The organism is Legionella maioricensis, from assembly GCF_023618015.1.
Taxonomy (GTDB): domain Bacteria; phylum Pseudomonadota; class Gammaproteobacteria; order Legionellales; family Legionellaceae; genus Legionella; species Legionella maioricensis.
In genome coordinates this window covers 1-12,759 of record NZ_JAJKBJ010000043.1, presented here as the reverse complement: position 1 = coordinate 12,759, position 12,759 = coordinate 1, and the positions used below count along the sequence as shown (strand labels likewise).

Genomic DNA, 12,759 nt, shown 5'->3' with positions numbered 1-12,759 from the left:
GGATAGCGGCTTAAGTCAAAGGCAGTGCTCTTCAGCCCGAATGGATCGAGGTAAATTTGAAAAAATCCTTACCTTAATGGCAGTGGAGCTAAATTTAACTACCAATTTAAAATAAATCTTCTTGAGTCAATCCCACTCGTTCTAACAAGCTTCTTAGGGTTTTTAGGGCTTCAACTTGAATTTGACGAACTCGCTCACGAGTTAAATCAATTTCTTTACCTACATCTTCAAGAGTTGCTTTCTCAAAACCGCGCAAACCAAATCTTCTGGCAATTACCTGCTGCTGATTTTCAGTTAACTTATCTAAAAGGGATTCAATGTGTAAACGCAGATTTTCATTAGTCAATAATTCTGCGGGATTAACACTGTTTTCATCAGCAATAGTATCCAGTAACGATTTAGTTTCGTCATATCCTATAGGGGTATCCACAGAAGTCACTTTATCATTTAACCCCAGTAACTTTTGCACATCCTCTAAAGGTTTATCCACCATATCGGCAATTTCTTCTGGTGAAGGCTCATGATCTAATTTTTGAGTGAGTTGTCTGGCCGCTCGAAGATAGACGTTCAGCTCTTTTACTACGTGAATTGGTAAACGAATAGTTCGCGTCTGATTCATTATGGCGCGTTCTATAGTTTGCCTAATCCACCAGGTGGCATAAGTTGAAAATCTAAATCCACGATTCGGATCAAATTTTTCGACTGACTTCATTAACCCCAAATTGCCTTCTTCAATCAAGTCAAGCAAAGGCAAACCACGATTAAGGTAACGACGTGAAATTTTAACCACTAAGCGTAAGTTTGACTCGATCATCTTCTTGCGCGCAGCAATATCGCCTTGCAATGCAAGAGTGGCATAATGAACCTCTTCTTCAGCACTAAGCAAAGGAGAAAAACCAATCTCACTTAAATAAAGCTGGGTTGCATCCATGGCCTTGGCAACATTTTTGCCTTTATGAAAAGATGGAAATGCCACATCATCGGAGAAATCAGGGATTTCAAGCTCTTCATCACCCTCAGCTTTTTCAATCTCCAGTTCTATATCATCTTCGATTAAAAGCGAATTATCATCAGGCTCGGACCATTCTTCATCTTTAATGTCCGTCTCTTTAATTGGTTCGTCTTCCTCGTTCATTGTTTCACCTATAATGTTTAGCATGTCTTGAAATCTTTAAATACTTCTCAACATGTCTATTGTTGCTATAACTATAAGTTATATGTCAACCTTTTTGTAGATAATTCAATGGATTGACTGGTATTCCTGTCTTTCTGATTTCAAAATGAACACCCCAGTACTTCCGGTCAATCACTCCCGCTTCTGCAATAACCTGACCTGCTTTAACCCTCTGTCCTTCTGAAACCAAATTCTTCGCATTATTTCCATATGCCGTTAAATATTCATTATTATGCTTAATGATAATCAAATTACCGTATCCTGCCAAACCGCTTCCTGCATAAGCCACCACACCTCCGGAAGAGGCATGAACCCTTTCACCTTTTTTACAAGCAATATTTATGCCTTTCTTACCTTGTGAAGGTATAAAGTTAGTCACGACACGTCCGCTCACTGGCCACATCCATCCTGAAGAAGAACGAACATTATGAACTGGTGAATAAATGACTCTTTGTTTTACTCGGGGAGCAGGACGTGAGTGCCCACGATAATAAACTGCCCTGGGGGGAGATGATCGACGTGTAATGCCTTGCAAACTCAATACCTGCCCTACTCTTAACGCATAAGGAGGTCTTACATTATTGATACGGGCCAGTGTTCTGAAATCGGTATCATAACGAAATGCTATTGCATAAAGTGTTTCTCCGCGCCGGACTGTATGCGTTTTTTGATATTTAGACAAGGGTTGCCATTTTAACTCAGATACTGGTGCAAGCTCATTTCTTGCCCCGCAACCGGCAAGAATTATTATGAGAAACAGGCAAAAAAAATTTTTGCATAGTGTACGCATCATTTATAGTCTCATCTACATCATTTATTCACAGGAGAATTCAATCCCTGCATTAAGCGAAACAGCAATGTTTCATTTACAGATTAATTCCATCCAGCCAGTTCGATAGCTGATCAAACATCCTATAATGTGTCATATCCAAATGAAGGGGTGTTATGGAAACGTAACCTGTATTGATGGCATAAAAATCAGTTCCCGCTCCAGCGTCTGCTTCCATTCCAGGAGGACCAATCCAGAAAATAGGCCGGCCTCTGGGATCATATTCTTTAACAATAGGCTCAGCACTGTGACGGGTGCCCAGTCGAGTAACCTGAAAACCCTTTATTTGATTTAAGGGTAAATTAGGGACATTCACATTTAAAATAGTTTGCGAAGGCAGTCGGTTCGAACTTAATTTCATTACCAATTGCCGAGCAATAACTGCCGCAGTATCGTAATGTTTTATTGTATCGCCTACCATGGAAATTGCTATGGCTGGCAATCCTAAATAACGCCCTTCCATTGCTGCAGCAACAGTGCCGGAATAAAGAACATCATCTCCTAAATTAGCGCCTTCATTAATTCCAGAAACCACCATATCTGCAATGGGATCTAAAAACCCTGTTAAACCCAAATGAACGCAATCGGTTGGCGTACCTTCAACACTATAATAGCCATTTTCTAATTGCCTGACTCTTAATGGACGCGTCAAGGTTAAGGAATTACTCGCTCCGCTTCTGTTTCTATCGGGTGCAATAACTTCAATTTCGGCAACTGTAGCTAACTCATTGGCTAATATTTTGATTCCTGGTGCCAAAACTCCGTCATCATTACTTACTAATATTCTCATCTCAACCCTCAGGTGATTCCAGCCATTTTACCACTGCTAAAAAGTCAACTAAATCATGTTGATTTTGCGCTAAAGATGCTTGTAATTCCTTATTGGTGCTGTTCTTTTTTAATTCTAGCTGTTGGCTTGCAATAGTTTGTTGTAACGCCAAAATCTTATTTCCAAAAGCTTGAGGATTTGATTGCAATTGATAGGCTAATCGATTCATCCTATCTCCAATTTGTTCAAGCTGCTGGCAACTCAATCCTTGTGGTGCTTGATTCGGACAGGCTTTTAATGCTTTTTGCAATTCTTTGGGCTTAGATAGATAATATTGCTCATTTTTCACGTTACAAGAAGTTAATCCAAGAGCTATTAAAATCACCACCAAGTACTTATTCATACACAACCTCTTGATGTAAACTACAAAAAACCGATATTATCACCAGTCTGCAAGTAACGCTATCTTATGAGAAACCTCCATGCTTGATTTTAAATTAATTCGGGATCCCCAAACGGGTGAACTGTATATAGAAACCTCATTATGTGGAAAGCCCTTGCTTACTACGCCTCAACTCAATAAAGGTACCGCATTCACTAATGAAGAAAGAAAAGCGTTCGGCCTATTAGGAAAGCTTCCTAATCGTGTGGAGACCCTGGATGAGCAGGTAAAACGTGCCTACCTTCAGTATTCTGTCTATACCACGAGACTTAAACAAAATATTTATTTGAATAATTTGCATGATAAAAATCAAGTGCTCTTTTATAAACTGCTAAGCCGCCACTTGAGTGAAATGCTACCTACTATATACACCCCTATAGTAGGGACTGCAGTAAAAAGATTCAGCCACGAGTACAGGCAGCCAAGAGGTTTGTATATTGCTCATTCAGATAAAAATCAAATTGAAGAAATAATAAGTAATCGCTCTAATCCGGAAATTGACCTTGTTGTAGTCACTGATGGTGAAGGCGTTCTTGGTATTGGTGATCAAGGCATAGGGGGCATGGATATTCCTGTGGCAAAATTAATGGTTTATAGCTTATGTGGTGGCATTGATCCCACACGAACACTCCCCGTTTTTCTTGATGTAGGTACAAATAATCAGGATTTGTTAAATGATCCAATGTACTTAGGCTGTCGCCATCCTCGTATTGACAGCGCCGATTATGATGATTTTATTTTGACTTTTGTTAACGAGATTCATAAGCAATTCCCTAATGCTTTCTTACACTGGGAAGATTTCGGACGAGGAAATGCACGGCGTATTCTTGATCAATTTCAAGATGAATTATGTACTTTTAACGACGACATACAAGGTACCGGAGCAGTTACCTTAGCTGCACTACTGGCTGCTTGTGAGGTAACCGGGGTCAAACTGCAAGATCATAGAATTGTTGTTTTTGGTGCAGGTTCTGCAGGCACTGGGATCAGCGATCAGATTGTAGATGCCATGATTCGAGATGGATTGAGTGCTGAAGAGGCCTATCAAAGATTCTGGTTAATCGACCGGCAAGGTTTATTACTCAATAACGACCTGGAACTTACAGATGCTCAAAAACCTTACGCACGTAGCCCTGAAGAAATTGCATCATGGCTGATCAATGAAAAAAAACACCCTTCCCTTACGGATACAGTAAGACATGTGAAGCCGACAATCCTCATTGGTTGTTCTGCACAAACCGGGGCTTTCTCTCAAGATATTATTGAAATGATGTCTGCGACTTGCGAACGCCCTATTATCTTCCCATTGTCTAATCCAGACGAGAAGTGTGAAGCACAACCTGCCGATATATTAACCTGGAGCCAAGGAAAAGCGCTTATTGCCACAGGAACCGCATTCCCTCCCATTGAATACCATAATCGTCTGATAGAGGTAGCCCAATGTAATAATGCCCTTGTTTTCCCTGGAATAGGTTTAGGAATTTTGGCGGTTAGTGCTTCAAGATTGACTAAAGAAATGATCTTGGCTGCTGCAGTCACCTTATGTCAGTTTGCTCCCAGTAAAAAAGACAGTTTCTTACCCTTGCTGCCTTCATTAGATGACGCACAAAATGTTGCTAAAAAAATAGCAATTGCTGTAGCTCAATGTGCCATTGATTCGGGTTATGCACAAAAGAATCAGGATAAAGACATACCCACTCTAATAGAGGATATGTTTTGGGAGCCGCGATATTTACCATTTAGAAAAGTGATCTCTTAGGGCTAGAGTTTTTTTAACTTGGTACGAATGTAAGTGCTCACGCACTGGCGTCAACTTAAGGGATGTAGCCTGGGTGAAGGCGCAGCCGTAACACGGGATCGAAATCTGATTAGAGCCTTGATCCCGGATTACGCTTCGCTCCATCCAGGCTACAACGTTCTTTAAGTTGACGCCATTGTTCACAGAATTCCGTGAATGTTTTAGCTACTCATGCCTTGTAGCGCGTAATACCTAAGAACAACCGCATACTCTATACGTACGTCTAACTGTTCGGTGCCTTCACAAAATTCACCGTAACCTTCTTTAGGGTACTGGTATCTGGCTCCCAAGAGCGAGCATATTTAAATACCATATTGGTTTTTGCGGGATAACTTTTTCCTTTGTTTAAGATAAATGTAAACTGCATCTGTCCGCCAGCGCCGATTAGATTAGTTTGATTTTTTTGATAATGACTACTAATCAAACTGAGCAAATTTTTGTCGAACCTCACCACCTTCCATTGAAAACCCGTTGTTGGATTTGCTGCTAGTTGCACGACAAAACTACTCTGTGAAGAATCGGCATTGATTGTTAAATCATCACCCGCAGCCGAGCCAGCATTCGCTATAATTGAAAGTCCCAAAAGCACGCAGCCCAATAAAATATTCATAATATTCCTTATTTAAAATATTTAAATTTAGTTTAAATTATAGGTCAAGGATTACGATTCGTATTAATTTGTTTTAATACGCCTGCATCAAAAATCAGTTCATATTGAAAGTCAGCAGGTGATTTTTGATAAATCCATTTGGATATGGAGTTGGTAATCGCCCCAATCTGCTCGCCTTCAGCATTATACTGAGGTACTGGTTGGTTATAAACCTGCTTGTCAAGTGGCTCGCCGCACTTGGAAAGCACATCAAACTCGCTATCTCCTTCATAAACAAGTTTTTCTCCACAACGCATGGCACACGCTGTTGATATAAAGAAAATAGAAAAAAATAGAGCAAAAAAACAATTCCGTATTAACATGAAATACTCCTGACTTCATTTACCCATAAATAGATACGATTTGTCCCTATTCCCAGAGAGTAGCTGCATGAGAATTAGCCATTTCCACGTCCTCAGCGCTTTCCGCTTTAATTGAAGCATCACTCATCCCACCCCTCTTTATCTGATTCAGGCAAGAAGCCGCCTACTTGTGCATCCCACATTGATTTATATAAACCATTTTTAGCAATTAACTCCTCATGAGTACCATCTTCAACAATTCTGCCCCGTTCAAATACCAGGATTCTGTCCATATGTAATAGGGTCGATAGGCGGTGGGCAATAACTATTGTTGTTTTGTCTTCCATTAAATGCCACAACGAGTTTTGAATCTTCTCTTCAGTAAGTGAATCCAGTTGTGAAGTAGCCTCGTCCAGTATCACCATTTTGGCATTTTTTAAAATAGCGCGAGCTATAGCAATACGCTGTCGCTGACCACCCGATAACTTAATCCCCCGTTCGCCAACCAAAGTATCATAACCTTCAGGCAATAAAGAAATAAACTCATCACAACATGCCTGTCGCGACGCTAAATAAACCTCTTCATCAGTTGCATTAAGGTTGCCATAACGAATATTTTCCATCAGAGAACGGTGAAATAAAGTTGTATCTTGAGGAATCATACTAATAGCAGCACGTAAAGAGTCCTGGGTTACTTGACTGATATTCTGGCCATCAATAAGGATTCGGCCCGATTCAACATTAAAAAAACGCAGAATTAAATGAATAAACGTAGTTTTCCCACTTCCTGAAAATCCCACTAATCCAACACGTTGTTTGGGTTTAATAATAACGGATTTATTTTCAAATACTTTTTTACCTTGATTGTAATGGAATGTCACATTGACAAACTCAATCTTGCCTTCAGTCACTTCCAAAGACTTGGCATTGGGAATATCCTGGATTTCTATAGGCACACTCAGAAGCGCCAAGGCTTGTCTGGCAATCCCTATTTCACGAAATAATTCTGCCATCGCATGACACAGGTACCAGATTTGCGACATAATGACAAAAGACACATTAAATATAAAAACAAAATCACCGGTAGTAATAATGCCACGTTGCCAGAAAGTGATAAGTAAATAAACCATAATAGCCAGCATTATGGTGACTGGGATATCTAAATATAAACGAAATATATTCATATAAATCGTTAATTTTTTATTACTTTTCTCTTCTTTATTTTGACTTAAAGAAACATAAGATAATTCATCTCTGCCCCGTGCAAATAGTTTTACCGCATTGGCATTGCTTAAACTATCAACAATTTTGCCACTGAGCTCACTTTTATCTTCGGCATTCTCAATGGAATATTGATCGACTTTTTTTGATAATTTATAACTAATCAAGAGCTGAATAATGATCCAACTGGCTAAAACAATGGCAAACCAATAGTTAATGGTGCACATCAAAATTAATGCGACAATAATAGATGAAAAAGCGGCCACGCCATACCAAGTGATGATCATAAAAATGGAATCAAGAGCACGCGGCAAGTCATTGACTTTATTGGCTAAACTTCCAGCCATTTCATTGGAAAAATATTGGTAAGACTGTTTATTTAAATAATCAAAAACAGACATGCGGACGTCAGCCTGAAACTTGGGAATAACATAACCCTGCCACCAATTTTGCAGTCTTACTATCACTAACATGCCCACCCAGGCTCCTCCACCTACCCACAAAGCAGGGGCAAGAACAGAAAAAATAGGTTCTTCTTTGGAGTGAGTTCCCAAGGCATCAACAATCATTTTTAATGAATAAGGAATAACATTATTTTCCAGTACCATAACAGTTGGAGCCAATAGAAAAAACATAAAAGCCAACCGCTGTTTTTTGACAAAATGCCAGAAAAAACGACCGATAGTTTTAGGCAATTGGAGTGAATTTTTATATTCATTGTTCATAGGAAATACCTGCAATTAGTAGCAACTAACATCGACCATTTTAACCCTTTTTTTTATCAAAAAGATAAGATCTTTATAAATATAAAAAAAAATAATCTCATTGAAGTATAGTTAACTTCTTTGTGTAATTCATAGCTGCACAACATTTCTGATCTAATATAGCAAGATCACCCCAAACCACACCATGTCGTGGCAAATCACTTACATCATCCCGAATCACTTACATCATCCCGAATCACTTACATCATCCCGAATCACTTACATCATCCCGAATCACTTACATCATCCCGAATCACTTACATCATCCCGAACCACTTACATCATCCCGAACCACTTACATCATCCCGAATCACTTACATCATCCCGAACCACTTACATCATCCCGAACCACTTACATCATCCCGAACCACTTACATCATCCCGAACCACTTACGTCATCCCGAACCACTTACGTCATCCCGAATCACTTACATCATCCCGAATCACTTACATCATCCCGAACCACTTACATCATCCCGAACCACTTACGTCATCCCGAGCGAAGCGAGGGATCTCCTGATGGTGGCAAGGTGCTCATCAAAAGCTCCCTTCTTTCAAGATGACAGTTCCCATTTGAGTATCGCAACTAAATAATTAAATATATTCTTGATATTAGGATTTATAAAAGCGATTATTTATTTTTTGTAAGTAGGAGTAGGTGTGGAACAGGAAACAATGGAGTTTGATGTAATCATTGTCGGAGCTGGCCCGTCGGGTTTATCTGCTGCGATAAAATTAAAACAGCTAGCCTTAGCCTCTCAAAGAGAAATTTCTATTTGCATCCTGGAAAAAGGAGCGCAAATTGGAGCACATATCCTTTCAGGTGCCGTTCTTGAACCCAGAAGCTTGCAAGAACTATTACCCGATACCTGGCAAGAAGCTCCTTTAGATACACCGGTAAATAACGATTTATTTTATTTTCTAACCCAATCAAAAGCTTATAAGCTGCCTACGCCAAAACCCATGCATAATCAAGGAAATTTTATTATCAGTCTGGGTGAACTCTGCATATTTCTTGCGAAACAAGCCGAAGATTTAGGATGTGAACTCTATCCTGGTTTTGCTGCTGTGGAAGCCCTTTACAATGATAAAAATCAGGTTATAGGGGTTGCCACAGGTAGTGTAGGAATAGATAAAAGTGGTAAAGAAACCCCTAATTATCAGCCTGGTATGCATTTATTAGCCAAACAAACATTATTTGCTGAGGGATGCCGGGGACAGTTAAGTCAAAGTCTTATGGCTCGTTATCATCTAAGGGACAAGGCACAACCTCAAACGTATGGTTTGGGAATTAAAGAGGTATGGCAAGTTGATGAAGCCAAACATAAACCTGGAACGGTAATTCACACCATCGGTTGGCCCCTTGATCAGGCAACGTATGGCGGATCTTTTATTTATCACTTCTCCAAACAACGGGTAGCTGTTGGTTTTGTTGTTGGTTTGGATTACAAAAATCCATGGTTAAATCCCTTCGAAGAGTTACAGCGCTTTAAAGCTCATCCGTTGATCAATTCTGTTTTAAAAGGCGGGGAAAGACTAAGTTATGGGGCTCGTGCTCTCAATGAAGGAGGATGGCAATCATTACCCAAACTCACCTTTCCCGGAGGAGCATTAATTGGCGATGCAGCAGGTTTTCTCAATGTACCCAAAATCAAAGGCATACATACAGCCATGCAATCAGGAATGCTGGCGGCACAAGCGTGTTTTGAGCAGTTAAGTCAAGAACATACAACTCAAATTGAATTAAACAGTTATACTGAAAAGGTAAATCAATCCTGGTTAGCGAAAGAACTTCATTCGGTGCGTAACATCAGACCAGGATTTAAATATGGGTTAATCCCAGGTTTAATTAATGCAGCTTTTGAAACTTATGTTACCCGTGGACACTCCCCCTGGACATTAAGTAATCATGCAGATCATACAAGTCTGCTCCCTGCTGAAAAAGCTAAAAAAATTGATTACCCCAAACCCGATGGAGTACTCACCTTCGACAGGCTTTCTTCTGTTTTTTTATCGAATACCTATCATGAAGAAAACCAACCCTGCCATCTGAAACTGAAAAATCCTAAATTAGCCATAGATGTTAATTTAACTACTTATGCCTCTCCAGAAAGCCGTTATTGCCCTGCTGCGGTATATGAGATTGTTCAGGATGAAAAAGGACCGAAACTGCAAATTAATGCTCAAAACTGCATTCACTGTAAAACCTGTGATATTAAAGATCCTCGCCAAAATATAGTCTGGACTGCACCTGAAGGTGGTGGAGGACCTAACTATTCAGGGATGTAACATTTACAGGAAATCATTGTAGGATCTTTAGCGTAGACTGGGCTGTAAAGCCCAGTAATTCAATAAGGACAGGACACGTCATCTTTTGTCCCGCCAAGCGATTCCGGAGTATATTTATATAAAGAAAAAAAAGCCTCTAATTGTTGTGAAAGTCTCTCTACCGTACCTACTGGAAACCAAACTCGTTCCTCTGGTTTCGTTCCCTCGTGAAGAAACAATTCTTGTAAAATAAAACTTAATTGTTGCTCATTTACCTCTATACCTCTGCCAGCATTTAAGGCCCTGGTACTTAAAGTTGCAATAGTCTTTCTTATATCTACTAAAGATAACTGAATCAGCGGATCATTTTGATAAATTTCATTGCGCTCAATAGAATCAAGTCTACTTAACGCAGCTTTATACTGTTGATAGGGGACAATCTTATAATTCAATACAATTTTAGCTAAAATTTGTCCAAGTTCGCAGGCCGGAACTCTGTCCTTTTCGTTTTTATGGGAGATCAACTCTTCAAAACGTTTTAAGCAATTAATATTAAAACTGCTCACTGCTTCAAGAAGATTTTCTACACTCACCCCATCGTAATCAAAATCATCATGGGTTATTAAATGCCTTAAATTCACGTGTAACGCATCAACATTCAAACGTTCTTCCTCATCACGAACTTTTAATACTACTTCTTTAAATTGAGAAAAATTTTTAATTTTAACATCCTGTTTTGCAAAAGTTGCTAAAAGATTAGCTAAGTCGTAGTTATAAATATCTTCATAGGCATTACATTCCAAAAATAAAAATTTCTTTGCTCCACAACGAGTAAATTTTAATTTAAGAAAAGAATTATTTGGTGCATTTTGACCTGCTGATGAAAAATGTAACGGTGGTTTTCCATCAAATAGATCAGTGAAATGTTCATTGTGAATACGATGATTAATAGGGTAAGTAATGGTTATAGAATCTAATGAGGCCTTGATTTGCATGGATTCAAATGCTGTTGCAAAACAATAACCATATATCCTTTTGAATACAACAGAACCCTTTACTCCACTATTGCCAAAAAATGATAGTGATTTTTTTTGATATCCGGTATTACTTGAACTTTTATCATATAAGCGAAATACCTCACTCTCATCATGTCCATAGTTAATGTCATTTTTGCCCTTCATAATAATGTCCTTATTAAAAAATGCCTACTCCTGCATTAAAAATAACCTTAAAGTTCATTTTAAGTTAAGGTAACGAAAAAGTTTAAGTCAAGTCGATAAGATAATAAAAACGCCCCTTCTCATCATTGGTAAGAATTTTATTAGAAAAAACCTCTATCGAAACAAAAACACACCATCTTTATATATTTTGCCCAAAATGATCTACAATTAAATACCACTTCTTTTTTTATGCGAATATAACAACATGCCATTTCAGGAGTAATGATGCTAAATCTTGAGTTATTAGCTGTAAGAGAAATAGGTGTCAATGGAATGTCAGTATGTTTAAAACCTAAAGTCCCGGTAGTAATTACACCCGGATTAGTCAATGAAATAAGACAATTACAAAATTCTTTAGCGGAAAAATACTTGTCCAATGCTTTAAGTGAATATTTTTATGTTGTCTGGTTTTTAGAAGACAGGCGCGGTATGAGTTTTCATGGCCTGGATTTTAACTTTATCGTACAGTGCATTAAAAATAATCAAAATACCAAATTGGAAAACTACATCGATGGAATATTCAACTTAATTTTTCTTAATCGTGTTGGATTGGGTTTCCCTATTATTAATTGCTCTATAGTCAATCGTGCTTTATTCGGATTGTCGAAAGAACTTTTCTTACTGAATAAAATTTGTTTTATTCGCAATACCTGTTCCCCAGGTATTCAAAAAGTCAAACTTTTTAATGAGCAGACCCCTTCCTTATTACAAAAAGAAATTTATGAAACCAATCACTATTTTTATTTTGATGCCCTACGGATTGATAAAATGAGATCGATCATGGAAGAGATTGATTATGACATTCCGACTGCCGAGGAAATAGAACAAATTAAAAAGCAATTTGAAGCCCTAAAATATGAAACCCTTCAGGGAATTTATGAAATTGCCACCAGAAATATAAAAATCCTCGAACGCATGGCCAAGAATGATCTCAAGTTATGCTCACAACCGGCTTAACTAATTTATTTAATATGACTCATAGATAAAAATCTATTTTTTTATTTCATCCTCGTCGTATCTCGTTGTTATTTATCAATGATAAAGGTAAACTTGCGACTAAGTCCCGGTGGCGCAGCTGGATAGCGCGGCCCCCTCCTAAGGGGCAGGTCACAGGTTCGAATCCTGTTCGGGACGCCATATAAACACTGAATCAATTGCCAATTACCCCAACCTACATTACCATCTCAGGGTGCATGCAGGGTGCAAAGTGAATGTATTTCAATATGCATAAGCATCTCGAGTGTCTTAGTACGCTATTTAATAGACTTGGGTCTTTCGGGTCTTTCCCATTTAAGGGAGGCTTGTCACTCACTGTACACATTA

General features: G+C 38.7%; 11 protein-coding genes and 1 tRNA gene. 4 read left to right on the top strand and 8 right to left on the bottom strand.

Annotated features, from left to right (window positions below; translation table 11 throughout):
* Positions 1 to 106: 106 nt before the first annotated feature.
* The 4 genes from rpoS to LOX96_RS17125 form a co-directional block, all read right to left on the bottom strand.
* Positions 107 to 1,135 carry an RNA polymerase sigma factor RpoS gene (rpoS, locus tag LOX96_RS17140; protein ID WP_250424752.1) on the bottom strand — a complete coding sequence of 343 codons (1,029 nt, stop codon included), beginning with the start codon at positions 1,133 to 1,135 and terminating at the stop codon, positions 107 to 109.
* Between the two features lie 85 nt (positions 1,136 to 1,220).
* The gene (locus LOX96_RS17135; protein WP_250424750.1) at positions 1,221 to 1,967 is read right to left on the bottom strand and encodes a peptidoglycan DD-metalloendopeptidase family protein; all 747 of its coding nucleotides are present in this window, start codon (positions 1,965 to 1,967) and stop codon (positions 1,221 to 1,223) included.
* A gap of 73 nt (positions 1,968 to 2,040) precedes the next feature.
* Entirely contained in the window at positions 2,041 to 2,793 is a 753-nt protein-coding gene (gene surE / locus LOX96_RS17130) for a 5'/3'-nucleotidase SurE (protein WP_250424748.1), read from the bottom strand.
* A gap of 1 nt (position 2,794) precedes the next feature.
* Entirely contained in the window at positions 2,795 to 3,175 is a 381-nt protein-coding gene (locus tag LOX96_RS17125) for a lipoprotein (protein WP_250424746.1), read from the bottom strand.
* Between the two features lie 79 nt (positions 3,176 to 3,254).
* Between LOX96_RS17125 and LOX96_RS17120 the strand changes: the two genes are divergently transcribed.
* Positions 3,255 to 4,973 carry an NAD-dependent malic enzyme gene (locus tag LOX96_RS17120; RefSeq protein ID WP_250424745.1) on the top strand — a complete coding sequence of 573 codons (1,719 nt, stop codon included), beginning with the start codon at positions 3,255 to 3,257 and terminating at the stop codon, positions 4,971 to 4,973.
* Positions 4,974 to 5,235: 262 nt separating this feature from the next.
* Here LOX96_RS17120 and LOX96_RS17115 read toward each other — a convergent pair whose 3' ends face one another.
* From LOX96_RS17115 to LOX96_RS17105, 3 genes are all read right to left on the bottom strand, one after another.
* A complete protein-coding gene (locus tag LOX96_RS17115) occupies positions 5,236 to 5,622 on the bottom strand; it encodes a protease inhibitor I42 family protein (RefSeq protein WP_250424744.1) in 387 nt (128 codons plus the stop codon).
* Positions 5,623 to 5,666: 44 nt separating this feature from the next.
* Positions 5,667 to 5,984, bottom strand: a complete 318-nt coding sequence (locus LOX96_RS17110) for a DUF2845 domain-containing protein (RefSeq protein WP_250424741.1) — start codon at positions 5,982 to 5,984, stop codon at positions 5,667 to 5,669.
* A gap of 119 nt (positions 5,985 to 6,103) precedes the next feature.
* A complete protein-coding gene (locus LOX96_RS17105) occupies positions 6,104 to 7,909 on the bottom strand; it encodes an ABC transporter ATP-binding protein (protein WP_250424739.1) in 1,806 nt (601 codons plus the stop codon).
* 699 nt (positions 7,910 to 8,608) lie between these two features.
* On the opposite strand from LOX96_RS17105, the gene LOX96_RS17100 reads away from it, so the two are divergent.
* Positions 8,609 to 10,237 carry an electron transfer flavoprotein-ubiquinone oxidoreductase gene (locus tag LOX96_RS17100; RefSeq protein ID WP_348645860.1) on the top strand — a complete coding sequence of 543 codons (1,629 nt, stop codon included), beginning with the start codon at positions 8,609 to 8,611 and terminating at the stop codon, positions 10,235 to 10,237.
* 59 nt (positions 10,238 to 10,296) lie between these two features.
* On the opposite strand, the gene LOX96_RS17095 is transcribed toward LOX96_RS17100, so the two are convergent.
* Positions 10,297 to 11,397 (bottom strand): hypothetical protein, encoded by a 1,101-nt coding sequence (locus LOX96_RS17095; RefSeq protein WP_250424468.1) that lies wholly within the window; start codon positions 11,395 to 11,397, stop codon positions 10,297 to 10,299.
* 261 nt (positions 11,398 to 11,658) lie between these two features.
* Between LOX96_RS17095 and LOX96_RS17090 the strand changes: the two genes are divergently transcribed.
* The gene (locus LOX96_RS17090) at positions 11,659 to 12,393 is read left to right on the top strand and encodes a hypothetical protein (RefSeq protein ID WP_250424467.1); all 735 of its coding nucleotides are present in this window, start codon (positions 11,659 to 11,661) and stop codon (positions 12,391 to 12,393) included.
* A 103-nt stretch (positions 12,394 to 12,496) separates the two neighbouring features.
* Positions 12,497 to 12,573: transfer RNA gene (locus LOX96_RS17085), tRNA-Arg, on the top strand.
* The last annotated feature ends 186 nt before the right edge of the window (positions 12,574 to 12,759 follow it).

Excerpts from the sequence above, each read along its gene's own strand:
- LOX96_RS17135 (WP_250424750.1), bottom strand. The coding sequence starts at position 1,967 with ATGATGCGTACACTATGCAAAAATTTTTTTTGCCTGTTTCTCATAATA.
- LOX96_RS17110 (WP_250424741.1), bottom strand. The coding sequence starts at position 5,984 with ATGTTAATACGGAATTGTTTTTTTGCTCTATTTTTTTCTATTTTCTTT.
- LOX96_RS17095 (WP_250424468.1), bottom strand. The coding sequence starts at position 11,397 with ATGAAGGGCAAAAATGACATTAACTATGGACATGATGAGAGTGAGGTA.
- rpoS (WP_250424752.1), bottom strand. The coding sequence starts at position 1,135 with ATGAACGAGGAAGACGAACCAATTAAAGAGACGGACATTAAAGATGAA.
- LOX96_RS17105 (WP_250424739.1), bottom strand. The coding sequence starts at position 7,909 with ATGAACAATGAATATAAAAATTCACTCCAATTGCCTAAAACTATCGGT.
- LOX96_RS17120 (WP_250424745.1), top strand. The coding sequence starts at position 3,255 with ATGCTTGATTTTAAATTAATTCGGGATCCCCAAACGGGTGAACTGTAT.
- surE (WP_250424748.1), bottom strand. The coding sequence starts at position 2,793 with ATGAGAATATTAGTAAGTAATGATGACGGAGTTTTGGCACCAGGAATC.
- LOX96_RS17125 (WP_250424746.1), bottom strand. The coding sequence starts at position 3,175 with ATGAATAAGTACTTGGTGGTGATTTTAATAGCTCTTGGATTAACTTCT.
- LOX96_RS17090 (WP_250424467.1), top strand. The coding sequence starts at position 11,659 with ATGATGCTAAATCTTGAGTTATTAGCTGTAAGAGAAATAGGTGTCAAT.
- LOX96_RS17115 (WP_250424744.1), bottom strand. The coding sequence starts at position 5,622 with ATGAATATTTTATTGGGCTGCGTGCTTTTGGGACTTTCAATTATAGCG.